This window comes from Humisphaera borealis (assembly GCF_015169395.1).
In the GTDB taxonomy this organism is placed as follows: Bacteria; Planctomycetota; Phycisphaerae; order Tepidisphaerales; family Tepidisphaeraceae; genus Humisphaera; species Humisphaera borealis.
The window spans coordinates 5,433,641-5,459,603 of the sequence record NZ_CP063458.1 but is presented as its reverse complement, the minus strand read 5'-3'; the positions used below and the strand labels follow the sequence as shown (position 1 = coordinate 5,459,603).

Sequence of the window (25,963 nt, the reverse complement as noted above, 5' to 3'; positions counted from 1 at the left end):
GAGCTCCAGCTCGGCTTTTTCTTCGCAACCAGGGATAGCCGAGCTGGAGCTCGGCTTTCCCAGTGCGGTATCACTTCGATAAGAACAACGGACTCTGCACGATCTCGTGAATCAGCGTCTTGATGCCGTACTTGCTCGCGGCGGATTTTTCGAGCACCTGTTCGACCGCCTGGCGATCGGTGAAGCCGACCGGCGCGCCGGTGGCATAGATCACCAGGTGGTTGACCAGATTCCGCGCCAAGGCCTTCTCGTCGGCGAGCAACAGTTTCTTGAAGCCGGCGATCTCGTCGAACGCCCTGCCGTCGGCGGTTTGGCCGGCGCTGTCGACCTTCGGACCGAACTTGTAACTGGCGGCCCGGCCGAAGCTGAACTCCTTTGGAACGGCGTCGCCCTGGCCGAGCGACCGGTAGCGCTCCTGCCAGCCGCCGATGACGTCATAGCTTTCCAGCGCGAAGCCGGGCGGATCGATGCGGGTGTGGCAGGCTGCGCAGGCGGCGTTGTTGCGGTGCTTGTCGAGCAGCTCGCGGACGGTCGTAGCGCCCTGCACATCGGGCTCGATCGCCGGCACGTCGGGCGGCGGCGGTTCCGGCGGGCGGCCGACGATCTTCCGCTGCACCCAGGCGCCGCGCTTCACCGGGCTGGTCGTGGTGCCGTTGGCGGTCACCTTCAGCACGCTCGCCTGCGTCAGCAATCCGCCGCGATGGGCGTCGGGCGGCAGCGACACCTTGCGAAACGCCGAGCCTTCGACGCCGGGAATGCGGTAATGCTCGGCGAGGCGCTGGTTGAGGAAGGCAAAGTCGGAATCGACAACCGCCGTCGTCGGCAGATCGCCGTCGACCATCGCCCGAAAGTAGGCCCGCGATTCGGCGAGCATCGCGTCGCGGAGGTTGGGCCGGAACTCCGGGTAAAGCCGCCCGTCGGGTGTGGTGGAATCGATGTCGCGCAGGTCGAGCCACTGGTCGGTGAAGTCTTCGACGAACCGCTCGGACCTGGGGTCTTTCAGCATCCGCTCGACCTGCTCGCGCAGCACATCTTTCTGCCCCAGCTTGTTCTTCTCGGCCAGCGAAAGCAATTCGTCGTCGGGGGCCGAGTTCCAAAGGAAGAACGACAGCCGGCTGGCGACCGCCCAGGGGTCTAGCCTGCCGGCCGGTTCCTTGAGGAACAGAAACTCCGGCGAGCACAAGGCGGCCTCGTAGGTGGTGCGCATCGCCTCTTCAAAGCCGGCGCCGTCGGAGAGCTGCGATTTGAAGAGCCCCAAGTAACGGTTCACTTCTTCGGTTGAGACGGTTCGGCGAAAGGCCCGCCGTAAGAAATCCTTGAGCAGTCGGGTGGCATCGGTATCCGGGGCGGCGGATGTGACGGCACCGTAGGTGATCGGGCCGATCCGCGGCGCGTTGCGGATCGCCTTGATCGGCGTGCGCTTCGGCAGGCGGGGGTCGGTTTCGGCGGGCTTGCCACGGGGAATGGGAGCCAGGGGGAGATCGCCCCAGAGTTGCTGATGGCTCGCCGGCGGCCACTGCTCGAAGATGGGGCCCTCGACATCCAGCCAGTCCACGGCGATCCCCGGGCCGACATACTCCGCCGCCTTGCCCTTACGCTCGCTGACGCGCACCGGCCAGAGCGAGGCGGCGTTGTAGCAGATCTCTTCCCCCTCGTTCAGCCAGACTTCGACTTCATGAACGGTCGGCTTGAGCGACGGCGCATCGTAGTAGCCGATCAGCCGCGAATCGGCCCGCAGCGAGGCCTGCTCGGTCCTCAGGCTCGGCAGGATCTGTCCCTTGTCGTACTGGAACGACCAGAGCGAGATGCGAAGGCGATAGCGGCCGGCGTACGACGCGATGAACGGGTTGAACTTCGGACGAAACGCGTCGTCCTCGTGGCGGAAAAGGCCGACCGAGCCGGTGTAGGGGAACTTCTTTTCCTTCTCCATCTCGCCGAGCTTCGGGCGGTCGGCGTCCTCGCGGATGATGGGAAGCAGCGTGTCGTCGTACTTGAAATCCTTGATCGGGATAGCGTCGCCGTTGGTCAGAACGATCTTGAACGCGTACGAATCGCCGGCGTACAGGCGGTTCTTGTAGACCTGCGGCCAGGCGGCGTGGGGGGCAGTGGCGGCGGTCAGTGCGACATCGGCCGCTTCTAGATATTTGGACAACTGCACGTGCGACAGATCGAGTGCGCCGGCGAGCTTGTCGTACCCGTTCACTCGGCCGTCGTCGGGAAGCAGGTTCTTCACCGACAGCCCCGGCAGCGCGAGCAAATCGCGCAGCGTGTTCTCGTATTCGGTGCGGTTGAGCCGCCGGTAAACGGCGCGCCCGTCGCCGGGCTGACGGCGGGACTTTTCGGCGCCGGTCAGTTGCGACTTCAGTTGTTTGAGCACCGGCTCGGTCTCCGCCGCCGTCGGCCGCTGTTTGGCCTTGGCCGGGGGCATCTCGCCGGACTCGATGCGGTCGTGGATTTTCAGCCAGGTGTCGAACTGCGTCTTGAAGTCGCCGGAGACCGAGGAGAGGTCGAGGCCTCCCTTCTTCGAATCGGCGTCGTGGCAACTGACGCAGTGGGTGTCGAAGAGTGCGCGGACGCTCTTGTCGATCGCCGGGGCGGCCGGGGCTGTGTTTACGCAGAACGCCACCGCGCCCAGGAAGGCGACCAACGACGCATGCTTGAAGCTGCGCAGGTCGAGAAGAACGACGGTTTTCCGCATGCGCCAACTCGGAGGTCGAACAATCGGCCAAGACGACGTGCCAGCCTCGTGTAGAGGCGATCATATGGCTCTACCGACCTTCTTTGGCGTGTGTTGCATGGGTCCTGGGACGGCGGACCATGTCGGTCAAGCAGTAATCGCCCCAGGCTTCTTATAGGGGGATGCCTACATTCACCGCAGTAGATCACGGATCGGTGTTATCCGGAGGCAAGGGTGGTAATGCGCGCACTTATTGCCCACACTCGATGTCGGCCGTCGATTCTCCCATGATGTCCGGGCCGTTCGTTGTTCAGCCCTGCGCGGGCAAGCGGTCGGCAAAGGGAATTGAGGAGTCATTTATGTCACGTTCAGTTCTTTCGCGGGCGATTGCCTGCGGTTTTGGGTGCGCTGTTGCGATGCTGTCGTCGTCAACTCTTGCTCAGTCCGCACCAGACGACCGGCTCGAGGCCCCGGCAGTTCGGCCCTTCGGTCTGGACACGACCGGCGTATCCGACGATGCGGAGCAGGTCAGTCCGCTGTTCCTGCAGGCGATCATGAATCCCGGTGACAAGGCCGCCGACCGCGCCCGCAACGTCGCCGCCACCCAGGAGGCCGACCCGCGCCGCCCCGGCAACCCTTTCGCCGGCCGGATGCCGTCGTACGAAATGCCGGCCGTTAACGTGACCGGCGAGGCGCTGGGCGCGTTCCGTGAAGAAGACAAGATCGGCCCCTACGGTCAGCCGCGCTGGACGGCCCGTCGTTTCACCCCCGGCACGCGTGTCTACGTTCGCCCGCCGGGCGTCGTCGAGTTCGAATACTGGCTCCGCCCGACGATCGAGAAAGATGGAAACACCGAAATCCGCACCCTTTACGAAATCGGCATCGGCCTCCCCTACCGCTTTCAGGTCGACTTCTACCTGCGTACCGATTCCGGCGGCGACGGCGAAGAGACCAAGGTCGGCCAGCAGCTCGAGGTCCGCTGGGCGGTCGCCGACTGGGGCAAGATCTGGGGTAATCCCACGCTCTACTTCGAGTGGGTTCAGAAGGATGCCGACCCTGACCAGTTCGAGTTCAAGCTCCTCCTGGGTGACGAGCTGACCCCCCGCTGGCACTGGGGCGTGAATCTGGTCGCCGAGATGGAGCTGGGCGGCGAACGGGAGTACGAGTACCAGGTCACCGGCGGCGTGACGTATGCCGTCATCGACTCGGTCCTGTCCCTGGGCCTCGAAGCGCAATGGCTTTTCGCCGACGTTAAGGAAGATCGCGGCAATTTCAGCCATACCGTGTTCGTCGGGCCGACGATCCAGTGGCGTCCGATCGAGCCGCTGCGTATCGCGTTTTCGCCGCTGGTGGGCGTAACAGACGATTCGCCGGACTTCCGCGCCTTTTTGAACGTGGGCTGGGAGTTCTGAGCAGAAATTGCACAGTCGCAGCTCGGGCTTGGGTAGCATGCGGTGACCATCGCCGCGGCACCTAAGTTCGGCTGCGGCAGGCAATTGATGAGTAGCGATACCGAACAGTTTCTAAGCACGATCGAGGCGCCTGGCGGCGTGACCTGCCTGCGGTTCGATTTTCGCACCGCCGGGGCCGAAGGAGAGATGTCTCTTCGCGGTCCCGGCGATTGTATTTGTGCGTCAGATTCATTCGCCGATGCGAGCTTGGAGGAATCGGACCAGCCGGCGCACGACGATAGCGCGACCGACGAGGATGTCGGATTCGTATTTGAATCCGCCGCAACCCGTCCGCGAGCCGCGACCTGGGCTCAACGCCTGACCTGCTCGGCGGCATTGTCGTGGTTTTTGTCGGTTGCGATCCACGGAGCCGCTGTCGCCGGCGGGTGGTGGCTCCTCGGGTACGTGAGGGAAAGCCGGCCGGCTGTCATCGAACTTGCATTCGGCGACGCAAGTCCGGAAGTGGGGTTGAAGAACCGGGAAGGTACACAGGATCTACCCCCGGGCTGGGACGGCCTGGCCCGCACCATGACGCAGGCTCCGGTCGGTAGTTCCCCGCCGGCCGTGGCGGCCGTGGCGGCTACTGAAACTCAGCCCGAGACTGATACCGCTATACCTCTGGAAATCGCCGGCATTGCATCACGGTCCGTCGTCCTGCCGCCGCCGCCGACGGAACGGCGGATATCGGTCGAGTCGGCGGTCGAGTCGCCTTTGCCGGATTTCCGTCGCAAGCTCGACATCCGGCCCGCCACGGTCGAACCAACGGCACAACACGCTGCTCCATCGGCTCCGCCGTCCGACCTGCCGTCCGATGCAAGGCCGATGACCGGGGAGCCACCACCTTCAGTGGCGGGGGAAGCGACGGCCGGTGCGGCGATGGCTTCCAATGCTCAATCCCTTTCCGACGTGCCCGGCGCTGGCGGCGCCGTCGGCCAGGCCAATACCGCGTTGCAAGCTGCCGGCGGCGACGGCACCGCCAACGGCCAGGGTGGCGCGGCGACCGGCGCCGGCGGTTCGGCCGCCACCGGAAAGCCCGGCATTCCCGCCGGCGTTCGTGACGGCGACCACCTGCCGACTCCGGTTTACCCGGAAATGTCCCGTCGTCGGGGCGAAAGAGGGGAAGTGAAACTGCTCGTGGAGATCCTCGCCGACGGTTCTGTCGGGCAAATCCAGGTGGTTTCCGATGCCGGCTTCCCCCGCCTGGCCGAGGCCGCGGCTACATCGCTGCGGGGCCACCTGTTCCGCCCGGCGACCGAAGATGGCGTCGCCGTGCGATCGACCCTGGTGGTGCCGTTCCGGTTTAACCTGCGTTAGTCCGATTTACCTGCGTTAGTCAGTGGACGGGTTGGCCGGATGCGGGCGGCCGATCAGCTCACGGCACCGATCAGTTCGCGGGCCCAAGTCTTGAACCCCTCGACCCCGTCGCGGGTCAGCCGCTCCAGCGCTTCGTCGCCCGCCAGCCGTCGCAGGATTTCGGATCTTCGCTCCGGCGGCAGGTGTGCCGACGCGACGACCAGCGGCCGTAGTTTCTGCATCGTCTCGGCCAGTACCGTCCACCGATCGTCCCATCGGTCAGCCAGCCCGTCACGGATCGACGCCGTCAGCGACGCGCTGCCGGCCGATACGGTGACGATGACCGGCCCTTTCTGAAGTTGGGCGGGCGTCACAAAGTCGCCGGGAAGATCGGCCGAGGTATCGGCCCGGTTCACCCAGATGCGCCGATCGAGGCAGTCACGGACGATCTGGTCGTTGACGGCAGTGGAGTTTGTCACCGCCAGCGCCAGATCGATGCCTTCCAGATGGCTGGGGCGATAGATGTCTGTAAGCCGGCGGACTTCGGCGGGCAGGTCGGGGTGGAAATCCGGGGATACGACGACGATCGATGCGACCCCGGCGTGACGCAGCGCCCGCACTTTTCGCACAGCAACCGCCCCACCGCCGAAAACGGCGACATGGCGTTGCGTCAGGTCGAGCATGACGGGGTAACTGAAGCTCATGTTTCCGATGGGCTGGGTGCCGAGGACGAGCCAGTCGGCGGCCCATTCCCGGGTCAATTCTCACGCGTTGTCATCGCTTCTATCGGCGAGTTACTTCAACAGGGCAGACATCGCGACCGGCGCGGCATCGTCGAGTCCGACAATCCGCATCTTAAGGATTGATTAGGCATATTGTTCCAATGACAATCTGCTGCAAACATACGGGGCTTCCGTCCTGGAAGCGATGCCCGACGTTAGTTCAGGAGTCAGTATGAATACGCCGTTGAAGATTGAAGTCGTGGAAGACAATGGCCTGGTGGTGGTCAAGCTCGGTGGCGAAGTGGGTCTGGCCGTCTCCAACCTGGACTACGAGTTCACGAAGATCACCGTCACCCGGCCCAGCGTGATTATCCTGGACATGCGCGAGGTGACATTTGTTTCCAGTCTCGGGATGGCGTTGTTTGTGAATCTGCGCAATACGATCAGGCGGAGGGACGGTCGGATGTTCGAGTTCGGTGCCCCAGCGAAGGTGATGGACGCCTTCCACCGCGCCAAGCTCGACGGGCTCTTCGAAGTACGGGGCAGCCTCGCAGAGGCTCTCGAGAGCGCCGGTCGTCCGATGCCGGCGGCACTGGTTGGGGATTCCGAAAAGGCCTGACGGACTGTGCGGGATTCGGTTCGTAGGGTCCGCCTTGGCGGACGCGAGCACGCGATCGCGCCAACCCACCGCGTCCGCCAAGGCGGACCCTACGGGGGTTCGCCACGCCATCGATTACCCGTCCCATCCAGACGGCCAGTTACATGCTCAGAACACGCACATCTCTGGCTTAAAGCTCATCCCCCGGCGGCCTGAGCGGCGGCCGCCTTGGCCAGTGCCTGCTGGTCGAGCGCGTTCTTCACCTGCAGCATCGACAGCACGCCGAACGCCAACGCCGCGGCCGCGGCGACAAACAGAATGATCGGAATGAAGATGGGAAGATTCCCCAGCGGGGTGTCGCGCGGCAGAACGAAGCGGCAGGCCCCCAGCGCCGCCAGGCACAGGCCCGTGGTCAGCAGGATGGGGATGAGCGTCTGCTTGTAGCTCATCGCCTGATACTTGGGCACGAACGCCGGGCCGTTCGTCGGCTGCACATGATGGGTATGGCCGAGGTATTCGATCGGGGCCGGGGGCACATTCACTTCGTCGGCGTCGTCCGCCACGACAGATTCAAGTCCTGAGGCCGCCTGATCGGTTCCCTGGTAGCCGGCTGTCGCGCCGTCCAGGTGAACGGCAACCCCTTCCACCGGTCCGGCAGGCTCTTCATTGGCTGGCGGCATCTCGGCATGAGGCGTAGCCGGACGCGAGACCGGCGGCGCGGCCGGGCGATTGATCGCGAACGGTGCGTCCTGCGCGGGTGTGGCGGGCCGGGCCGCGGCGGTCGCCGGTGGCTGTCCCGGCCGCTGCGGCGCCATCGGCGGGACATTGCCCGGCGTCACCGGACGGACCGGACGCTGTGCCTGCCCCGCCGGGGCGGCGGGACGGACCGGCGCCCCGGGAACCGCTGCTCGCGGTGCGGCCGGAAGCGCGGGCGCGCCAGCGGCAGGTGCGCCGGGGGCGGCAGGACGCTGCTGTGCAGGGGCCGCGGGGCGCGTGCCGGGCGCTGCCGGCCGCGCCTGCTGGAGCGCCGACGCGGGACGAGCACCAGGGATGGCGGCTTTCGGGGCGGCGGCGCGAGGAGCGGCCGGCGCGGCGCACCGCCTGTCGCAGGCCGTTGCGCCGCAGGGGCGGCGGCCTGCCTCGGGGCAGCCGTCTGTCGTGGGGCAGTGGGCGGCGCCTGCCGGGGCGCTACGGGTGCGACCGGCGCAACTGGTGCAGGGGGCGCGGGTTCAGGCGCGTACGCCGACTGCTCATGATGAACCGCATCGGGTTCGTGGTGGCCTTCGTAATGGCCATGGTCTTCGTAGTGCTCGTGCTCCTCGGGCTCGTGGTGTTCGCCGCTGCTCAAGCCCGCCAGTGCCCTGGCCAAATCGTCGTTGCTATTGCTCATCTCGATCACCCGCTTCGCCGACGTCACTTAAGGAAATCACCCAAATCCGCCGGCCATTCATCCGCCGGAATCCAAAGAACCCGAGCATCTTACGCGAATTGACGCGCGGTCCAAACTTTTTACCGATCGCGTCGTGAGTCGTCGTTGTGGCCGCGCTTGACGAACCGCTAAGGTGCCGTCCGTCGCGAGTGGCCGGCAGTTCGCACGGTGTTGCCTTAACGCAACGTCGCCCCGAAGCCGGTCAGAGGTTGTGGACGGACGCGAGGCGGCAAAGAACCGCCGGCTACGTCCGAGAATCCTGTTTCCTTGCCGCAACGCGGTGGTCATCCGGCAACGTCGAACGCTTTGGGCTTCGGGGAACGATGCCCGCAGGCCACATTCGGCATAACCGGCCCTGGTGCAGACGACTTCGGTTGCCGGGCGGAAGCAGGATCGACTGCGAGCACGTAACTCGCGAAAGCATAAGGGCTCGCGGCTGGAAACGAGGGGAAGGATCGCCATCGGCACACGGATGTGGAACGCCGTTTGATCTAGGAAGTCCGCCGGCAACGCAAGTTCAGGCCTGACCCGCCTGTGCGTCGCCGTGCATGCAGGAGCACGATCGCCCATGTCGGAAAACGATTTTCAAACCAAGCTGGCGGAACTCATGACGGAGATCAGCACGTTGCCCGTGGCCGAGCGGCAGAAGCTGCAGAAGGTCGCCACCGACACGCGCGAACGTCATGAACGGCTGCGCCAGCAGGTGAGCAGCCTGCAGGAGAGCCTCGATTACCTCCGGCTGAGCATCAAGTATCTGGTGTTCGACCTGGAAGCGACCCGCCGGGAGAACGGCTACCTGCGCAAGATGCTCGAAGAGACGCAGGACAGCGAAGGCGAAGTCTGATCGCTTAGAGACACGACCACGAATCACAGGGAGATCGCGAGCCGGAACGATGCGTTGCCAACGCGTCGCAACCGGCTCGCGGCGTTTTAAGAATCCTAGCCCAGTTGCCGAAACGAAGAGAACACGAAGGCTCGAAGGCACGAAGAGAACGCGAAGAAAGCGTCAGTGAGGTTGGGCTTCTTCATGCCCTTGTTGATATCCCACGGCTTTGCCCCGCTAACGAGATTCTCTGCGAGCATTACAGAATGCCACAGAGACACGGAGGCACAGAGGGCCGACAGCCTCCGACGCGCTTCGATGAATTCATCCCGCCTTCCCGCAATGAAGCGCATCCGTCGAAATGCCCTCTGTGTCTCAGTGTCTCTGTGGCTCCCTCTGTTTTTCTGTTGAGACCCGGCCGCGTCGCGATCCGATTCGTTCCCCGGTCCTCTTCACCGACCCCGTTCCACGACGCGCGGACCTCTCTTGCGTCGTCGATAGGAACCCTCTGAGGGGCTCTCACGGACCTGTACCTGCTGCGCGGCGCGACGGGCCTGCTGCAATCCCAACTCCCCCACGATTTCCTTCAACTGTGAATGCACGTCGTGCCACTCGCGCATCCGCACGTAGCTGACGAACGACGCCTGGCACCACTTGCGAAGTTTGCTGCCGGACAGGTGCTTCTGCCGGTCGTGGAACGCATCCCAAAGCCGCAGGAAGCCCAGAAAATCTGACTGCGGGTCACGGAACGGCGCGTGAGCCGTGTCGGCCTCGGCGGCTTTTTCCATGGGGCGTTCGCGCGGGTCCTGGATCGCGAGTGCCGATGCGATGACCAGCACTTCCTCCAGGCAGTCCTCGTGGATCGCCGCCAGCACCATGCGGCCGAGGCGCGGGTCGACCGGCAGCCTCGCCAGTTGATGGCCGAGTTGCGTGAGCTCGTTCCGGTCGTCGATCGCGCCCAGTTCGTGCAATGTCGCGTAGCCATCGCGGACGGCGCGGTAGTCCGGCGGTTCGATGAACGGGAAGTCCTGCACGTTGCCGAGGCCGAACGCCTTCATCTGAAGGATGACCGCCGACAGGTTCGTCCGCAGGATTTCCGGATCGGTGTAGACCGGCCGGCTGGCGAAGTCTTCCTCGCTGTAAAGCCGTACGCAGACACCCGGCCCGACGCGGCCGCACCGCCCCTTGCGCTGGTCGGCCGACGCCTGGCTGATGCGCTCGATCGGCAGTCGCTGAACCTTGGTGCGCGCGTTGTACCGGCTCATGCGGGCCAAGCCGGGGTCGATGACGTAGCGGATGCCCGGCACGGTGAGCGACGTCTCGGCGACGTTTGTCGCCAGCACGATCCGCCGTCGCTGGTGCGGCTGGAAGACCTTCATCTGCTCGTCGGCGTTGAGCCGGCTGAACAGCGGCAGGATTTCTGTTTCCGCCGGGTGGTGTTTGCGCAGCGCCTCGGCGGTTTCGCGGATCTCCCGTTCGCCGGCGAGGAAGACCAGCATGTCGCCGGGCCCCTCGGCGGCAAGCTCCCCCGCCGCCTGCACGATGGCATCTTCGATGGCCAGGTCTTCGGAATCGGGATCGGTGTCGTCGTCCAGCGCGCGGTAGCGCACCTCAACTGGATAGGTGCGGCCGGAGATCTCCAGGATCGGCGCCGGCTTGCCCTGCTCGCCGAAGTGCGTCGCGAACCGCTGTGGGTCGATCGTGGCACTGGTGATGATCAGCTTCAGTTCCGGCCGGCGCGGCAGCAGCGTTTTGAGCAGGCCGAGCAGGAAGTCGATGTTCAGGCTTCGCTCGTGGGCCTCGTCAATGATGATCGTGTCGTAGGCGTTCAGGAACCGATCGGCCTGCGCTTCGGCCAGCAGGATGCCATCGGTCATCAACTTGACGTAGGTTTCCCGCCGGGTCTGGTCGTTGAACCGCACCTTGTAGCCGACGGCGTGCCCGAGCTGCGATTTGAGTTCGCTCGCGATCCGCATCGCCACCGAACGGGCGGCGATCCGCCGTGGCTGGGTGTGGCCGATCATGCCGGTAACGCCGCGACCCAGTTCGAGCAGAATTTTGGGCAACTGGGTGGTCTTGCCGCTGCCCGTCTCGCCGCAAAGAACGACCACCTGGTTCTCGGCGATCGCCTTTTTGATGTCCTCCCGGCGTTGCACGACCGGCAGTTCTTCGGGAAAAGTCGGTTTCGGGAGATTGGCCCGCCGGGCGAGGACTTCCGCGGACGAGTCTTCGATCCTCTCCCCGATCGACTGCACCGTCGCGATCAGGCGGGCGGCATCGAACGTTTTTTTCTGCGACTCGCTCCGCACCGCCCGCAGCCGCGATCGCAGGCGTGGCCGATCGCGCAGCATGCAGTCGTCCACGCGCGGCCAGAGGGAATCGAGTTGGTTCGAAAGCTCGTTCAAGGGATGGCATTCTATGCACGGCGGGAGAGATCACCACGGTGGCACGGAGACACGGAGGGCAACTCGACTACGACGTCCTCTGAGCAAACACGGGAGGAACCACAGATGCACACAGATCTGCACAGATAGTCGAGACAGGCAGCAATCACTATTTGCTGCGGCACATCCGTGTCCGTCCGTTTTGGCTCATGCATCTCCGACGCATCTGATCTGTGCAGATCTGTGTGCATCTGTGGTTCCCCAAATCTTTTCGCAGACGACGTCGTAGTCGAGTTGCCCTCCGTGTCTCCGTGCCTCCGTGGTGATCTGCCTTCTTCCGCCGTCGAAAGCCCGAAATTGCATCCCGGCAGACCCTCTGCTAAACCACCCTCTCACCGGCGTGGCAGCCGGGCATCTCGGTCGCGGAGGAACATCATGAACCGCCTGCTCGCACTTTCGCTGTGTGTGTCCGTTCTCGCGTTTGTCGGCTGCAAGGAGTCCGGCTCCGGCAAACGGCAGATCGGCGTCATCCCGAAGGGCACCACCCACGAACACTGGAAAGGCGTCGAGGCCGGCGCGAAGAAGGCGGCCGCCGAGATGAACGTCGAGATCATTTGGAAAGGCCCGCTCAAGGAAGACGACCGCGCGGGGCAGATCCAGATTGTCGAGCAAATGGTCACCGATGGCGTCGCCGGCATTGTCCTGGCGCCGCTCGACGACAAGGCGCTACTCCGCCCGGTTCAGCAGGCGGCGGGTAAGAAGATTCCCGTGGTCATCATGGATTCGCCCCTGGCCGGCGAACTGAACAAGGACTTCATCTCGCTCGTCGCCACCGACAACAAGAAGGGTGGCTATCTCGGCGGCAAACGGCTGGCCGAGGTGCTCGGGGGCAAGGGCAAGGTCGTCCTGCTTCGCTACCAGGAAAACAGCGCCAGCACCGCCGAGCGAGAGGCGGGCTTTATGGACGCGATGAAGGAAGCGCCCGGCATCACGCTGATCTCGTCCAACCAATACGCCGGCGCGACCGCCGACAGCGCCCAGAAGAAGGCCGAGTCGATGCTCGACGTGCTTCGTGATGCCGATGGCATCTTCTGCCCGAACGAATCCAGCACGCAGGGCATGCTGAACGCACTGGAACGCGCCGGCCTCGCCGGCGAAAGCCAGAAGGTGAAGTTTGTCGGGTTCGACAAGTCGGTGCCGCTGCTCAAGGCGATGGAGGAGGGCAAAATCCAGGGTCTGGTGGCCCAGAACCCTGAGAAGATGGGGTATGAGTCGGTCAAGGTGATCGTCAACAAGCTCGACGGCAAGCCGGTGGAACCGAATGTCGATACCGGCGTGATCGTGATCACCAAGGAAAACCTCGGATCGCCGGAAGTGAAGGCGCTGATCGGGCGATGAGGAAGTGCGTGGCGGGGAACTGGACGATTGAGGATCGAGGATCGAGGATCGAGGGTCGCCGCACACCAAAGCGGCGTTTTCAATCCTCAATCCTCCATTCTCAATCCGCAAACCTCTGTCTTCGCCCCTCGCCGATCGATGGTATACTCTCGATGCGGTCCAAGAAGCCGGGCGTAAGCAGCGCCGGGCACGAGACATCGAACCTTCCTCCCCTGGCAGCAGCATCAGAATGTGGAACAACCCCCAGGACGACGCCTACGGTCAAACTCCCCCCCAAGTCGGAGGCGATCCCTACGCCGAAGTCACCTGGTCGTCCGACCAGCTGGCGCGGATGGAAAACGAGTGGCGGCGATTGCAGCGGGCGTTCGCGTACCACCCGCATGTCACGCTGTCGCCCCTCGAAGGTGACCCGCCGTCGTCGTACCAGGTGGACTTCCGTTTGACGACGGTCATCGTCAACCCGCGGACGAGCCAGCTCGAGTACGTCGCCAATGCTTCGGTGCAGATCGCGCTGCCGCCGGGCTTTCCGAACCAGGCGCCGGTCGTCAAGCCGATGACCGCGATCTTCCATCCCAACGTGTCGTACGAAGGGCTCTACCTCGAGGGCCTCTGGCACCCGAATGAAACGCTGCTGGGGCTGATCCGCAAAGTCGGCGACGTACTGGCGTACCGAAGCTACGACCCCGACTACGCCGTGAACCCCGCGGCAATGGAATGGCTGACCGCCAACCACAGCATCCTGCCGATCGACGGACAGGCGAACCTGTCGCCGCAGGCCGGCGGCGAGCCGCTGGAGCGCATCTGCAAGTACGGGCCGCAATCGCTGGAATCGATGAAGCAGTCGATCCTGGCGACGCAGTCATCCCTGTTCGGCAACTCGGCGCCCGACCCGCTGACACTCCGGAATTACGCCAATAAGACCCGTCTGGCGCTTAACCTGTTCATGGAGAACGACGTTCCGGAGCACTTGCAGTCGGTCGCGAGCGACCTGGACGAGGCGGCGCGGGAACTGGTGTCGATGTCGCCGCTGTACGACTACGTCCGCGAACGACGCCGGCGGATCGCGGCGCTGCGGCAGGCGGTCAAGTCGCTAGCGGCAGCCAAAGCGCCGCTGACCGGTGAGATCGACAAGCTGGCCGGCCTGGTGCCTGCCGCCGACCCGGACGAGCCGATGGCCGCGCTCAAGCTAATCCCCCCCGCCGCCAAGCTGCAGCCGTTGCAGTTCTCGATGCCGAAGATGATCGACGACGCCGAGAAGAAGTTCGCGGCGATCCGGTCGGCCGTCGAAGCGGTTGAAAAGCAGATGCCGCCGTCGCTGATTCCGACGGACTCGATGCTGGGCAAGCGGCTGGATCGAGAGATCAATTCCGGCGAATCCGACGCGGCCGGGGCGAAGAAAGAGGCGGCGGCCACGCTCGCCGACTTTGAGCCGGTGCTCAACCGCGCCGGCAGCGAGGCGTCGGCGCTGGAAGTCGCCGTCCGCTGGCGCGAGTACATGGACATGGCCGAGAAGGCCCGGCTGATCGAACGATTGATCCGCCAGAACGGCGCCGAAGGCATTCATGCCTACTACATCGAGCGACAGGGCAGCCGGTTCGGCCCGTATCAGTTTGAGCAATCGGTCGATCTCGGTGCCGGCGAACTGCTCATTCGCAACAATTCCGGCAAAACGATCGAGCTGTGGGACCACAAGCGTGACAAGCCCCTGACGACCAACGCCAACGGCGCCATGCTGGTGGCGCTCCCCGCCCCGCCGCCCGGCCCGGATGAAGAAGTCGAGGTCGACGAGCACGGCCAGCCGGTCAAGCGGACGATCCCCACCAAGTTCCTGATGACTGACCGCTGCGACGACCTGGTCGTCCTGCTGGAATACCTGCGGCGGTCGACGATCGAAACGGTGCAGAAGTTCGCCGCGTACAACGGCGATTCGCAAAGCTGGGCCGGCAAGGTCTGCCGCGTGCTGTCGCGACCGGAAGTCAAAAAGTCGATGGAGGAGGAACTCGCCGGTGCGGCCCGGCGGTGGCGGCACATCATCGTCGACCTGGCGGCGCTCAGCACCTGGAAGGAACGCCTGGCGACCTACTTTTTGCTCCACCGCTGCTCGGCGACGATCCCGCAACTGGTGGCGACGATCAACGACTGCAAGCAGAAGCACGCCGCGTCGAAGAAGAAGGTTGCCGACATCATGAGCAAGTCCGGTCGGGACACCGAGACCGGCAACATGGTCGTGCCGCCGAAGTACTCGCGGTCGTACCAGGAGGAGATGAAGCTGCAGGAAACCTGTGCCACGACGGCGCGGGTATCGACGGTACGGCTTAAATCGCTGGCGGCGCAGCTCAGCTATCGGTTGCAGGACCCCAAACGGCTGGGGAAGGGAAAGGCACCCACGCTCCGCGCCCTGCCGCCGCTGCCGGAGACCCTGGCACATCTGCCGCTGGCAGACGGCCATCTGGGCAACATGATCGCGCCATTGGAAGAACTGATTCAGGCACCCCTCGGCGGCCCGCCGCCGGAAGCCCCGGAGCAGCAAGAGGCGGCCTACGAACAGCCGGCCGAAGGCTACGCAGAAGAGGGTTACGCCGCCCCCGGCGAGTACGCCGACCAAGCCGTCGAAGGCTACGAACAGCCGGAAGCCGCCGAGCAGGGCCAGTACGATCCCGAGCCGCAATACGCTGTCGAATCACCACACGCGCCTGAGGCACAGTACGCCGACGGCCAGCCTTATCCGGAAGTCTCGGAAGTCGAGCCTTCCGGCCTGGCCCCCGCGGAAGTCGCCGGGCATCCGGCCGCCGAGGCCGCGAATCCCGAGTCGCCGTATGAGGCGCTGCCCGGCGAAGTCGGCCAGGAGTCTGTCGTCCACGACCAGTGGGTCATCCAGGAAGACGACGACACGGCGACCTACGCCGAGGACGCCTACGAGCAGTCCGACATCGCCTTCGGTTTCGAGCCCGACCCCGGTCCGCCGGGCGGGAAAACGGCCAAGTAGACCGGATCTTGGGTCGGTGTAGCGGCCTTGTTGTGGTGCGGGCTTCAGCCTGCACCCGCACCCGAATGTGCAGGCTGAAGCCCGCACCACAAATGCGCCATCCCGATACACCGTCGTCAGAACCGCTTTAGAGGCAGCGTCATGAACACCCATCGAAGGCGATTTCTGCGTCTCTGTGCATCGGCAACAGGCGGCATCCTCTTGCCGTGCTCTGAGCGTCTGTTCGCTGCGGATGCTTCGAGCCCGACGAGCGCCGGGCCGGCACCGTTCCGCATCGTCGAGAAGCCGACGCCGCTCGCCGGCGGGCCGGTGCTGCAGTGCGTGATCGAGAGCCCCTGGCTGCGACAGGCGCAGAACCCCGTGCGCATCCTGTTGCCGGCGAAGCACGACGCCGGTAAGCCGACGCGCGTGCTCTACATGCTTCCGGTGGAGGCCGGCCTCGGCACCCGATGGGGCGATCCGGTCGCCGAGGCGATCAAGACGCAGATCCACGACCGGCACAACCTGATCTGCGTGTACCCCACGTTCGACACGCTCCCCTGGTTCGGACGTCATGCCAAAGACGCCGGCATTCGCCACGAGGCCTACCTGCTGAACGCCGTCGTGCCGGCGATCGAATCGCTGTACGTCACCCCCGGTGATGCCAACGGGCGGCTGCTGGTCGGCTTCAGCAAATCGGGCTTCGGCGCGATGTCGTTGATCCTTCGCAACCCGAAGGTGTTCGGCTGCGCCGGTGCGTGGGATGCCCCGCTGATGATGGAAGACCGTGACTTGGGCCTGTTCGGGACGGCAGACCACTTCGGCACGAAGGAAGTCTTCTCCGAATACCGCCCCCTGCGGTTGATCGAAAACGCCGACCCCGACTTTCAGACCCGCACCCGGCTGGTGATCGCCGGCGAAGACTCGTTCGGCCCGAACCCGCCCGCCCGCTTCAAAGACCGCCCGCACACCGCAACCTTCCACGTCGAACTGGACCGGCTGAAGATCAAACACGTCTTCAACAACGACCTTCGCGTGAAGCACCACTGGAACACCGGCTGGGTACGGCCGGTGGTCGATGCGCTGGCAAAGCTCCCGTAGGGTCCGCCTTGGCGGACGCGTTGGGCTCGCGCGCTTTCCCGAAATTGTCCCGGTCGCGTGTTCGCGTCCGCCAAGGCGGACCCTACATGTGACCCAGGCGACCGCCAAGGCGCCCCCTGCGGGAAGTGTCAACGTTCGTCGCGGCGCACCGCGACAAAGCCTTTGCTTCCGGCTATATCTTCCCGCGTTCCGGGCGCAACGGATTCGCCCGCCTTCCACTGATTTGAGACAGCCGCATGAAGTTCACCCATCTGGAAATCCAAGGCCTGGTCCTGGTCGAGCTCAAGCTCTTCGGCGATGCCCGCGGGTTCTTCGTCGAGCGCTTTCACGAAGCGCGCTTCGCCGAAGCAGGCCTGCCGACGCACTTCGCACAGGACAACCATTCGCGCTCGGCCCCCGGCGTTCTCCGCGGGCTGCACTACCAGCACACGCCGCCCCAGGGAAAGCTCGTCGGATGTATTCGCGGGCGGATCTGGGATGTCGCCGTGGATGTCCGCGCCGGCAGCAAAACCTACGGTCAGCATTACGGCGTCGAGCTGAGCGACATGAACGGCAAACTCCTCTGGATTCCGCCAGGCTTCGCCCACGGCTTTTGTGTGCTCGGCACGGAGTCGGCCGACGTGCTCTACAAGGTGACCAACCCCTACAACCCGCCCGGCGAAGGGGGCATCAAGTGGGACGACGCGGAACTGGCTGTTGCCTGGCCGCTGGCCGAACTGCCCGGCGGCAAGCCGACGATCAGCGCTCGTGACGAAAAGGGGATGGCGTTCGCCACCTACAAGGCCAACCCCGTCGCATGGTGAGATTTGCCGCTGGTGAGTCTTGCCGGTGGTGAAACCTGCCCGTGTAGCGAGCGAGCTTGCTCGCAGCGTCTGCACACGTTGGGGAAAACGCGGCGAGCAAGCTCGACGGCTACACAACATGAAAATCTGGATCAGCAAGACCAAGCAGGATCTCGGCCGTCGTGCCGCCAGCCAGGGGGCATTCCTGCTGCGCGAGGCACTGGCGGCGAATGGCAACGCGACGATCGTCGTTGCCACCGGCGCGTCTCAGTTTGAGATGTACGAAGCGCTGGTCGCCGAGCCGGACATCGACTGGGCGAAGGTCGAAGTCCTTCACCTCGACGAGTATGTCGGCCTGCCCGCAACCCATCCGGCGTCGTTTCGACGGTATCTCGCCGAGCGTTTCATCAGCCGACTGCCGGTTCCGCCGCTGGCGTTTCATCCGATCCAGGGCGACGCCGACCCCGCCGCCGAATGTGCCCGGCTGTCGGGTTTGATCGCCGATCGGCGGATCGATGTGCTGTTCTGCGGCATCGGCGAGAACGGCCACCTGGCGTTCAACGACCCGCCGGCGGACTTTGAGACCGAAGCGCCCTACCACGTCGTCGAACTCGATGAGGCCTGCCGCCGGCAGCAACTCGGCGAAGGCTGGTTCCCCAAGCTGTCGGCAGTGCCGAAGCAGGCGATCTCGATGTCGATCCGCCAGATCCTGTCGGCCGACGCGATCGTCTGCAGCGTGCCCGATGCCAGAAAGGCCGATGCCGTCGCCGCCGCGATGGAAGGCCCGGTTTCGCCGGACGTCCCTGCGTCGGCATTGCAGGAGCACCCGAACTGCACGTTGTTTCTGGATGCCGAGTCGGGACGTTTGCTGAAGTGATCGGATTGAAGTCCGGCAGGGGATAATGGTGCCACGGGTCGCCGGTACTCCGGAGACCCGTGCCGACGGCACGATAGCGCACGGGTCTCCGGAGTACCGGCGACCCGTGGCACCAGGGCTGTTTCGTCTGCTTGGCGTCTGGTCGGTAACCGGCCTACTTCTTCCCCGCCAAGCCCGCCTGGAAGTGGACGATATCGCCGTCCTTCATGATGTATTCCTTGCCTTCCAGTCGCAGCCGCCCGGCTTCCTTGATCGCCTTCTCGGTCTTGTGCTTCACCAGGTCTTCGACGGTGTAAACCTCGGCCTTGATGAAGCTCTTTTCCAGGTCGCCGTGGATGCGGCCGGCGGCCTGCGGGGCGGTCCAGCCGACGGGAATATCCCACGCGCGGATTTCAATTTCGCCGGCGGTGAAGTAGCTGTGATAGCCGAGCAGCTTGTAGGCCTCGCGGGCGAGGGTGGCCAGGGCGGGCTCTTCCAGGCCCATGCTCTGCAGCATTTCCTTCTGGTCATCGCCGCCGAGCTCGGCCAGTTCGCTTTCCAGCTTGCCGCAGACGGGGACGACGGTGCCGCCTTCCTTCGCCGCGCGGTCGCGGACGACCTGCACCAGCGGGCCGGTGCCGTGCATGTCGGCCTCGTCCACGTTGGCGACGTACAGCACCTTCTTGGCCGTGATCAGACCTAAGCTGCGGACGAGCTTGCGCTCGTCGGCGTTCAGGTCGAGCGATCGCACGGGTAGGCCGGCTTCGAGCGGCGCTTTGCACTTTTTAAGCACTTCGGCGCGGGCGATCGATTCCTTGTCGCCGGAGCGGGCCGTCCGCTCCGCCCGATCGAGCGCGCTGCCGACAGTTTCCATGTCGGCCAGTGCAAGCTCGGTATCGATAGTTTCGATGTCGCCGATCGGATCGACCTTGCCGTCCACGTGCATGATGTCTTCATTCACGAAGCACCGCACCACGTGCAGAATGGCGTCGACCTCGCGGATGTGCGACAGGAACTTGTTGCCCAACCCTTCGCCGGTGCTCGCGCCTTTCACGATGCCGGCGATATCGACCACGCGCAGCGCGGCGGGGATGACCTTGTCGGTCTTGATGAACCCGTGAATGACCTTCAGCCGGGGGTCCGGCACGTCCACCACGCCGACGTTGGGCTCGATGGTGGCGAACGGGTAATTCGCCGCCAGCGCACCGGCGGCGGTGAGGGCGTTAAAGATGGTGCTCTTGCCGACGTTCGGCAGACCGACGATTCCGACTTCCAATGCCATAGGGCGAGGAATATAGGGGGAGAATGGCGAATGACGAAATGCGAATGACGAATGAAGCTCGAATACTCAATGTTTCAATCGCGCTACGCAACGATTCGTCATTGGTTATTTAGGCTTCACTCGCCATTCGCATTTCGTCATTCGTCATTCCGCTCAGGCAAGGATCGCCTTGACGATCTTCGCCTTCTCCACCCCCGTCAGGCGCTGATCGAGTCCCTGGTACTTGACCGTGAACCGTTCGTGATCGATGCCGAAGAGCTGCATGATCGTCGCGTGCCAGTCGCGGAGATGGACGGGGTTTTCGGTGATGTTGTAAGAGAACTCGTCGGTGTCGCCGTAGACCTGGCCGCCCTTGATGCCGCCGCCGGCCATCCAGAGACTGAAGCAGCGTGGGTGATGGTCGCGGCCGTAGGTGTCTTTGGTGAGCTTGCCCTGCGAGTAGATCGTCCGCCCGAACTCGCCGCCCCAGATGACCAGCGTGTCTTCAAGCATGCCCCGGCTCTTGAGGTCCTGCACCAGGGCCCAGGCGGCCTGGTCGATGTCTTTGCACTGGCTCGGCAGCACTTGCGGCAAGGAGCCGTGGACGTCCCAGCCGCGGTGGTAGATCTGTACGAACCGCACGCCCCGCTCGACCAGCCGGCGGGCCAGCAGCGCGGTGTTGGCGAATGTGCCCGGCTTCTTCGCCTCTTCGCCGTACATCTCGTAGGTGGCGGCCGATTCGGAGGCGATATTGGTCAGTTCAGGCACGCTGGCCTGCATGCGGAAGGCCATCTCGTACTGCTGAATGCGGGTTTGTGTTTCGGGGTCGCCGAGCTGTTCGTACTTCGCCTGATTAAGGGCTGACAGCCCGTCGAGCATCCGCCGGCGGGTGTTTCGATCGACGCCGGCGGGATCCTTGATGTACAGCACCGGGTCGCCGACGCTGCGGAGATTGACGCCGGCGTACTCGGCCGACAGGAAACCGCTGCTCCAGAGCTTGGCACCAATCGCCTGCACATTCGCGCGCGGGTCGGAATGATTGGCGTTCAGCACGACGAACGTCGGCAGGTTGCGGTTCTCGCTGCCCAGGCCGTAGGCCAGCCACGACCCCATGCACGGCTTGCCCGCGATCTGCGACCCAGACTGCATGAAGGTGATCGCCGGCTCGTGATTGATTGCCTCGGTGTGCATCGACTTGATGATGCAGATGTCGTCGGCCATGCGGGCGGTGTGGGGGAGAAGCTCGCTGATCCACGCGCCATGCTTGCCGTGACGGGCAAACTTGAAGACGGTCGGGGCGATGGGAAACCGCGCCTGGCCGCTGGTCATGGTCGTCAGCCGCTGGCCCTGGCGGATCTCGGCGGGAAGGTCCTTATCGAACCAATCGACCATCTTGGGCTTGTAGTCGAACAGATCCAGTTGCGGCGGAGCGCCGACCATGTGCAGGTAAATGCACCGCTTAGCCTTGGGCGCCAGGTGCGGCAGCGATGGAATGCCGGAGACGCCGAAGTTGCCCGCATGCGGCTGCTCGCCGGCGGTCGCCCCGCGGACGGCGGATTCGCCCAGCAGCGTGGCCAGCGCGGCAACGCCGAGGCCCTTGGCCCCGCGACCGAAGAACTGCCGGCGAGTTTCGAGGTTGATTGCTTGGTCGTGGAGGTTCATAGGGAAGATGCCTCTGTCTTGTGGCATGGGCACGGTAACACCCATGGGGTCGGTGGCCTATGCGCTGGCGAAGCTGACGTAGGGTCCGCCTTGGCGGACGCGTAGGCGTGATCGCGCCTAGGCATCCGCCAAGGCGGGACCCTACAGAGATCGGGCACGTCTCGTCTACCGCAGTCCAGTACCAACTACCGACAAAATCCGGTCTCGTTTGGCGGCGTAGTCACGCTCATCGAGCGCCGGCGTGGCGCCTGCCGTATTGACCGGCTCGATTAGCGGCACCCAGCTCTTGCAACCAGCATAGGCCGGCGAGTTAACGACCGTCACCGGTGTCGCCAGCCGATACGCCCGCACCAATACGATATACAGCGGATTCTCGGGTTTGTAGCTGAATCGCATATCGATCAGCGGCGGGGTCCAGACGTGCTCGTTTTCCAGCTTATCGACCTGCGACCGGTGGGCGACGGGAACGATATCCGTCACTTCCCCGGCGATCGCAAGCGTCACCTTCTTCGGCTCGACGGCATGGCTCTCAAACCCGGCCTGATCGCCGGGCTTCACCATCGCCATGTTCTGGTGGATGTAGGTCGGAAAGAAGACGAAGTGTCGGCTTTCCAGTTCGAACTCGCCGGCGGTTTCAATGATGCCGCCCTTGCGCAGCAGCATGATCTGGCGACCCGACGCCAGGGCGTCGGTGAGGAGTTTCCATTCTTTCAGGCCGGTATGGAGCGAGGGGGGAAGCATTGGCGAATCGTAGCTCAGTTGGCGACTTGGTTGAATGCCTTGGTTGATTGATTGCCTTGCCAAGTGGACAGTTCAAAGCGGCAGACACGAGCTTCCGCGCAAGCTTCCTGGGTGCACTTCAAAACCTCGACGCTTGATACGTGCTTGCAAATGAATCCCGATCGGCCAGCAGACCACCGATCCCAGAACGACGAACTTCAACCACGCACAGTTCAATGCAAAAAGCGGAACTTTGTGCACGCCACCCAGACGTGAAAAAGGAACAAGCAAACCATCCGGAGATTTCACCGAAGTTCGCGAATGCTCGCTGAACTCAGACCGATCGACACCGATGTAAACGGACCTATGCCATTCGCGTCGTGCGACGGCACTCTCTTCCGTGCGATGAACCCAGGTGTAATGGACGGTCCAGTTCGGTCCGAGGAAGATCAGAGCCGAAAGTGCAGTGGCCGCGATCCCTGCGAGGCGCAGGAGGTCGGCTATTGAATGGCGATAAACGCGACCAAGAAAGATGGTCGGAGGCATGGTGATGATTCTATCACGCCACCGGATGCCATGCCGGCCCCGCCGGTGCCTCGGCCTGCTTCTTCTCTTGGAGGATCTTCCAGATCGCTTCCAGCAGGTTCTCACACCCCATGTGCGACGCGCCGGAGATCGCGTAGACCGTCTTGTCCGACAGGTCGGATCGGAGCTTGTCGATCGCCTCGTTGTCGGTCGCCAGGTCCAGCTTGTTGGCGGCGATCAGTTCGCGCTTCTCGGCAAGCTTGGGGCTGAACGCTTCGAGTTCACGCCTGATCGTCCGGTAGTTGTCGGCGGGGTTCGATCCGTCGGACGGGTACAGATCGAGCATGTGCACGATCACCTTCGTCCGCTCGATGTGCCGCAGAAACGCATGACCGAGCCCGGCGCCGTGCTGGGCGCCTTCGATCAGGCCGGGGATGTCGGCGAAGACCAGCCGGCGGTCCTGGCCCATGTCCACGATGCCGAGCTGTGGATCGAGCGTGGTGAACGGGTAGTCGGCCACCTTCGGCCGGGCGGCGGAGATCGCCCGCAGCAGCGTGCTTTTGCCGGCATTGGGCATGCCCACCAGCCCGACGTCGGCGATGAGCTTCAGTTCCAGCCGGAGGTTGCGCTCTTCGCCGATCGTGCCGGGCTCGGCGTAGCGCGGGGCCTGGTTGGTGCTCGATCGAAAGTGGAAGTTGCCCTGCCCGCCTTTGCCGCCCTTGGCGATGACGACCTGTTTATCGGGCGTGTCCATGTCGGCCAGCAGGATGCCGTGGTCGAGGTCGAAGATCAGGGTGCCGGCGGGGACACGGATGATCAGATCTTTGCCGCCCCGGCCGTACATCTTCTTGCCCATGCCCGACTGGCCGCGTTCGGCGTCCCAGTGGTGCTGGCCGGAGAAGTCGAGAAGGGTGTCCTTGTGGATGTCGGCGACGAAGATGATCGAGCCGCCGTTGCCGCCATCGCCGCCGTCGGGTCCGCCTTTGGGGATGTACTTTTCACGGCGGAACGAGACGCACCCGTTGCCGCCGTCGCCTGCTTTGACCTTGATTTTGGCTTCGTCGACAAACATGGGATTGAGGGGGAGAAGTCGGGAGTCAGGAGCCGGAAGTTGGAAGTAAACGCAAAACAAGGAAGCCAGACGGTTGCTCGCAGGCCATTCTAAGCCTGCTGGCGACCTTCTGGCTTCTCGCTACTCGCTTCTGGTTACCGACGCCGAAGGCGTCAAACCGTCGCGACGGCGTTTTCTTCGACGCGGACATGGACCTTACGGCCCTGGAACTCGACGGTGCCGTCCTTAAGCGCGAAGATGGTCCAGTCTTTGGCGCTCTTGGTGTTGAAACCCGGAGCGAAGACGCTGCCGCACTGCCGAACGATGATCGAGCCGGCGGTGACGAACTGACCACCGTAAGCCTTGACGCCACGGTACTGCGGGTTGGAGTCGCGGCCGTTCTTGGAAGAGCCGCCGCCTTTCTTATGAGCCATGACAAATTCCTGACAGCAGTAAGAGTTCAAACGGACAACCCGCCCTCGGTCGAGCGGGTCGAGAATGCTAGCGGAATGGCGTGGAAATTGCAAGGGACGCTGGTCGTCCAAAAGTGGCCTCCGATACCGCTGCAGATTCCCGGGCACCTTTCCAGCCGCTTGGCCCGACTAAGTTGCCGGGGTCTCTCGCTTCAACTCGCGAGCCAGATGCCGCTCCTGTCGTGCCGGCAGCGACTTTGCCGTCACCGTCCGCCTGCCCTGGGCCAGCGACGCCTCGGACACGAACGGTCGAAGGAAGTCCGGCCCATCGCGCCGGCCCCCCTGCCGGACGTCTTCCCACAGGGCCTCGGCGACGGTCTTGCGGTCTCGCCCCAGGCTCTCAGTCAGGTACTCGAACAGCCGCTCGGCCAGCGCGCCCAGGGCGATTGCATGGTTCCGGCCAAGCCGCTCGAACAGCCAGTCGCTGAGCCGCAGAAACGCCTGGAACGCCGATCCGCCTTCCCACAGCATGGGCGTGGTGCCGGCAAAGTTGCCGCTGTTGGCGACCAGGTCCCAGAACCGCGCGAACCGCCGCATGCGTTGCATATCGGCAAAGCCGATCGCGCCGGTCTGAAGGATTTCGTACGGCGCGTGCGGGCTATAAACCATGCCGAAGGGCCCGTCGTGCCGGACGATGGGCGTGCCGCGAAGCCGTTTGAGAATGCCGACCTGGATTTCCTGCGGCCCCAGATCGACCAGCCGATCGAACCCGCGCCCGAAACTCGCCAGGTCTTCCCCCGGCAGGCCCACGATCAGGTCGGCGTGAACGTGAACCCCCGTCTCGGCCCGAAGCCATCGGAGGTTCTGCTCCACCTTGGCCGCGTCCTGACGCCGGCTGATGCGGTCGCAGATTTCTTCATTGAAGCTCTGAATACCCACTTCGAACTGCAACACGCCCGGCGGAAACGCCGCGATCGGCGCTCGCAATGCCTCGGGCAGCCGGTCGGGGATCATTTCGAAGTGCAGGAAGAGCCCCGGCGTGTACCGTTCACGGAAGAAATCGAGAATCGCCCGGCTGATGTTCAGGTTCAGGTTGAACGTGCGGTCGACGAACTTGAACTGCCGCACGCCGCGATCCAAGAGCCGCTGCATGGAGGCCAAAAATGCATCGGTCGGCACATTCCGAACCGGCACATCGAGCGATGACAGGCAGAACTCGCACTTGAACGGACAGCCGCGAGAGGCTTCGACGTAGATCACCCGTTGCTTGATGTCTTCATCGGTATAGAGGTCGTAGGGAAGCGCGACGGCGGACGCCTCTGACGTCCGATCCAGTTCAGCGACGGCCACGTTAAGAAGACTTCGGGTCGGCTTGTGCTCGAACTGCGGCAGAGCCGATGCGATCACCTTCTCGCTCGGCGGCGTGCCGGCGAGGATGCTCTCGCAGACCGATGCAAATCGCAGATCGGCCTCTCCGGTAATGACGTAGTCGGCCGTTCGGACGATCTCCTGCTCTTCGGTCTCGTAGCTGACTTCCGGTCCGCCGAGGATGACGGTGATGTCCGGACGGACGCGTTTAAGGTCGGCGACAAGGCGGGTCGTCTGCTCGATGTTCCAGATGTAGACCCCGACGCCGACGATCCGCGGCGACCGGGCCAGGATCGCCTCCAGCACGTCCACCGGCCGCTGGCTGATGTCGAACTCGGCGATCGCGGCGCGATCCTGAAGGTGGCCGAGGTTGGCCATCAGGTAGCGCAGCCCGAACGCCGAGTGGGCGTAGCGGGCGTTGAGGGTGGTGAGGACGATGTCGGGCATGGAAATCGCGCTTCGCGTCCGCAGATGATATAGTTTT

The 25,963-nt window shown here is 64.2% G+C and carries 20 protein-coding genes; 9 read left to right on the top strand and 11 right to left on the bottom strand.

Going from position 1 to position 25,963, the window contains the following annotated elements; translation table 11 throughout:
• Positions 1–70: 70 nt before the first annotated feature.
• Entirely contained in the window at positions 71–2,698 is a 2,628-nt protein-coding gene (locus IPV69_RS20460) for a DUF1592 domain-containing protein (protein WP_206291579.1), read from the bottom strand.
• A 338-nt stretch (positions 2,699–3,036) separates the two neighbouring features.
• Here IPV69_RS20460 and IPV69_RS20455 point away from each other — a divergent pair, with 338 nt between their 5' ends.
• Together IPV69_RS20455 and IPV69_RS20450 are read left to right on the top strand one after the other, a co-directional pair.
• Positions 3,037–4,089, top strand: a complete 1,053-nt coding sequence (locus IPV69_RS20455; protein ID WP_206291578.1) for a hypothetical protein — start codon at positions 3,037–3,039, stop codon at positions 4,087–4,089.
• An 87-nt stretch (positions 4,090–4,176) separates the two neighbouring features.
• Entirely contained in the window at positions 4,177–5,442 is a 1,266-nt protein-coding gene (locus tag IPV69_RS20450; RefSeq protein ID WP_206291577.1) for an energy transducer TonB, read from the top strand.
• A gap of 53 nt (positions 5,443–5,495) precedes the next feature.
• Here the strand turns inward: IPV69_RS20450 and IPV69_RS20445 are convergent, their stop codons facing one another.
• A complete protein-coding gene (locus IPV69_RS20445; protein WP_206291576.1) occupies positions 5,496–6,182 on the bottom strand; it encodes a precorrin-2 dehydrogenase/sirohydrochlorin ferrochelatase family protein in 687 nt (228 codons plus the stop codon).
• Between the two features lie 193 nt (positions 6,183–6,375).
• Between IPV69_RS20445 and IPV69_RS20440 the strand changes: the two genes are divergently transcribed.
• Positions 6,376–6,762: an STAS domain-containing protein gene (locus IPV69_RS20440; protein ID WP_206291575.1), complete on the top strand. Its 387-nt coding sequence runs from the start codon at positions 6,376–6,378 to the stop codon at positions 6,760–6,762.
• Between the two features lie 176 nt (positions 6,763–6,938).
• Here the strand turns inward: IPV69_RS20440 and IPV69_RS27615 are convergent, their stop codons facing one another.
• Positions 6,939–7,580: a hypothetical protein gene (locus tag IPV69_RS27615; RefSeq protein WP_206291574.1), complete on the bottom strand. Its 642-nt coding sequence runs from the start codon at positions 7,578–7,580 to the stop codon at positions 6,939–6,941.
• Positions 7,581–8,738: 1,158 nt separating this feature from the next.
• On the opposite strand from IPV69_RS27615, the gene IPV69_RS20430 reads away from it, so the two are divergent.
• The gene (locus IPV69_RS20430; protein WP_206291573.1) at positions 8,739–9,014 is read left to right on the top strand and encodes a hypothetical protein; all 276 of its coding nucleotides are present in this window, start codon (positions 8,739–8,741) and stop codon (positions 9,012–9,014) included.
• A gap of 431 nt (positions 9,015–9,445) precedes the next feature.
• Here IPV69_RS20430 and hrpA read toward each other — a convergent pair whose 3' ends face one another.
• Positions 9,446–11,344: an ATP-dependent RNA helicase HrpA gene (gene hrpA, locus IPV69_RS20425; RefSeq protein WP_390884424.1), complete on the bottom strand. Its 1,899-nt coding sequence runs from the start codon at positions 11,342–11,344 to the stop codon at positions 9,446–9,448.
• Between the two features lie 468 nt (positions 11,345–11,812).
• Between hrpA and IPV69_RS20420 the strand changes: the two genes are divergently transcribed.
• The 5 genes from IPV69_RS20420 to IPV69_RS20400 all read left to right on the top strand — a co-directional run bounded on the left by IPV69_RS20420 (position 11,813) and on the right by IPV69_RS20400 (position 18,500).
• Positions 11,813–12,775 carry an ABC transporter substrate-binding protein gene (locus tag IPV69_RS20420; RefSeq protein ID WP_206291571.1) on the top strand — a complete coding sequence of 321 codons (963 nt, stop codon included), beginning with the start codon at positions 11,813–11,815 and terminating at the stop codon, positions 12,773–12,775.
• Positions 12,776–13,004: 229 nt separating this feature from the next.
• On the top strand, positions 13,005–15,761 hold the full coding sequence (locus tag IPV69_RS20415; protein WP_206291570.1) for a ubiquitin-conjugating enzyme family protein: 2,757 nt from the start codon (positions 13,005–13,007) through the stop codon (positions 15,759–15,761).
• A gap of 141 nt (positions 15,762–15,902) precedes the next feature.
• On the top strand, positions 15,903–16,841 hold the full coding sequence (locus IPV69_RS20410; RefSeq protein WP_206291569.1) for an alpha/beta hydrolase-fold protein: 939 nt from the start codon (positions 15,903–15,905) through the stop codon (positions 16,839–16,841).
• A gap of 236 nt (positions 16,842–17,077) precedes the next feature.
• The gene (gene rfbC / locus IPV69_RS20405; protein WP_206291568.1) at positions 17,078–17,644 is read left to right on the top strand and encodes a dTDP-4-dehydrorhamnose 3,5-epimerase; all 567 of its coding nucleotides are present in this window, start codon (positions 17,078–17,080) and stop codon (positions 17,642–17,644) included.
• 118 nt (positions 17,645–17,762) lie between these two features.
• Positions 17,763–18,500, top strand: coding sequence for a glucosamine-6-phosphate deaminase (locus IPV69_RS20400; protein WP_206291567.1), 738 nt, complete (start codon positions 17,763–17,765; stop codon positions 18,498–18,500).
• 154 nt (positions 18,501–18,654) lie between these two features.
• Here IPV69_RS20400 and ychF read toward each other — a convergent pair whose 3' ends face one another.
• The 7 genes from ychF to IPV69_RS20365 all read right to left on the bottom strand — a co-directional run bounded on the left by ychF (position 18,655) and on the right by IPV69_RS20365 (position 25,926).
• Complete coding sequence (gene ychF / locus IPV69_RS20395; RefSeq protein ID WP_390884423.1) at positions 18,655–19,755, bottom strand: redox-regulated ATPase YchF; 1,101 nt, start codon at positions 19,753–19,755, stop codon at positions 18,655–18,657.
• Positions 19,756–19,914: 159 nt separating this feature from the next.
• On the bottom strand, positions 19,915–21,402 hold the full coding sequence (locus IPV69_RS20390) for a DUF1501 domain-containing protein (RefSeq protein WP_206291565.1): 1,488 nt from the start codon (positions 21,400–21,402) through the stop codon (positions 19,915–19,917).
• A gap of 165 nt (positions 21,403–21,567) precedes the next feature.
• Positions 21,568–22,143 carry a DUF1802 family protein gene (locus IPV69_RS20385; RefSeq protein ID WP_206291564.1) on the bottom strand — a complete coding sequence of 192 codons (576 nt, stop codon included), beginning with the start codon at positions 22,141–22,143 and terminating at the stop codon, positions 21,568–21,570.
• A 72-nt stretch (positions 22,144–22,215) separates the two neighbouring features.
• Positions 22,216–22,668 carry a hypothetical protein gene (locus IPV69_RS20380; RefSeq protein ID WP_206291563.1) on the bottom strand — a complete coding sequence of 151 codons (453 nt, stop codon included), beginning with the start codon at positions 22,666–22,668 and terminating at the stop codon, positions 22,216–22,218.
• 13 nt (positions 22,669–22,681) lie between these two features.
• The gene (gene obgE / locus IPV69_RS20375; protein ID WP_206291562.1) at positions 22,682–23,719 is read right to left on the bottom strand and encodes a GTPase ObgE; all 1,038 of its coding nucleotides are present in this window, start codon (positions 23,717–23,719) and stop codon (positions 22,682–22,684) included.
• A 152-nt stretch (positions 23,720–23,871) separates the two neighbouring features.
• Complete coding sequence (locus IPV69_RS20370; RefSeq protein WP_206291561.1) at positions 23,872–24,132, bottom strand: 50S ribosomal protein L27; 261 nt, start codon at positions 24,130–24,132, stop codon at positions 23,872–23,874.
• Positions 24,133–24,300: 168 nt separating this feature from the next.
• Positions 24,301–25,926: a B12-binding domain-containing radical SAM protein gene (locus IPV69_RS20365; RefSeq protein ID WP_206291560.1), complete on the bottom strand. Its 1,626-nt coding sequence runs from the start codon at positions 25,924–25,926 to the stop codon at positions 24,301–24,303.
• Between the last annotated feature and the right edge of the window lie 37 nt (positions 25,927–25,963).

What these genes read in the sequence shown, in the direction of transcription:
- IPV69_RS20385 (WP_206291564.1), bottom strand. Translation starts at nt 22,143, where the DNA reads ATGCTTCCCCCCTCGCTCCATACCGGCCTGAAAGAATGGAAACTCCTC.
- IPV69_RS20460 (WP_206291579.1), bottom strand. Translation starts at nt 2,698, where the DNA reads ATGCGGAAAACCGTCGTTCTTCTCGACCTGCGCAGCTTCAAGCATGCG.
- IPV69_RS20415 (WP_206291570.1), top strand. Translation starts at nt 13,005, where the DNA reads ATGTGGAACAACCCCCAGGACGACGCCTACGGTCAAACTCCCCCCCAA.
- obgE (WP_206291562.1), bottom strand. Translation starts at nt 23,719, where the DNA reads ATGTTTGTCGACGAAGCCAAAATCAAGGTCAAAGCAGGCGACGGCGGC.
- IPV69_RS20410 (WP_206291569.1), top strand. Translation starts at nt 15,903, where the DNA reads ATGAACACCCATCGAAGGCGATTTCTGCGTCTCTGTGCATCGGCAACA.
- IPV69_RS20390 (WP_206291565.1), bottom strand. Translation starts at nt 21,402, where the DNA reads ATGAACCTCCACGACCAAGCAATCAACCTCGAAACTCGCCGGCAGTTC.
- IPV69_RS20440 (WP_206291575.1), top strand. Translation starts at nt 6,376, where the DNA reads ATGAATACGCCGTTGAAGATTGAAGTCGTGGAAGACAATGGCCTGGTG.
- IPV69_RS20450 (WP_206291577.1), top strand. Translation starts at nt 4,177, where the DNA reads ATGAGTAGCGATACCGAACAGTTTCTAAGCACGATCGAGGCGCCTGGC.
- rfbC (WP_206291568.1), top strand. Translation starts at nt 17,078, where the DNA reads ATGAAGTTCACCCATCTGGAAATCCAAGGCCTGGTCCTGGTCGAGCTC.
- IPV69_RS20400 (WP_206291567.1), top strand. Translation starts at nt 17,763, where the DNA reads ATGAAAATCTGGATCAGCAAGACCAAGCAGGATCTCGGCCGTCGTGCC.
- IPV69_RS20455 (WP_206291578.1), top strand. Translation starts at nt 3,037, where the DNA reads ATGTCACGTTCAGTTCTTTCGCGGGCGATTGCCTGCGGTTTTGGGTGC.
- hrpA (WP_390884424.1), bottom strand. Translation starts at nt 11,344, where the DNA reads ATGCTGCGCGATCGGCCACGCCTGCGATCGCGGCTGCGGGCGGTGCGG.
- IPV69_RS20365 (WP_206291560.1), bottom strand. Translation starts at nt 25,926, where the DNA reads ATGCCCGACATCGTCCTCACCACCCTCAACGCCCGCTACGCCCACTCG.
- IPV69_RS20430 (WP_206291573.1), top strand. Translation starts at nt 8,739, where the DNA reads ATGTCGGAAAACGATTTTCAAACCAAGCTGGCGGAACTCATGACGGAG.
- IPV69_RS20370 (WP_206291561.1), bottom strand. Translation starts at nt 24,132, where the DNA reads ATGGCTCATAAGAAAGGCGGCGGCTCTTCCAAGAACGGCCGCGACTCC.
- IPV69_RS20380 (WP_206291563.1), bottom strand. Translation starts at nt 22,668, where the DNA reads ATGCCTCCGACCATCTTTCTTGGTCGCGTTTATCGCCATTCAATAGCC.
- IPV69_RS20420 (WP_206291571.1), top strand. Translation starts at nt 11,813, where the DNA reads ATGAACCGCCTGCTCGCACTTTCGCTGTGTGTGTCCGTTCTCGCGTTT.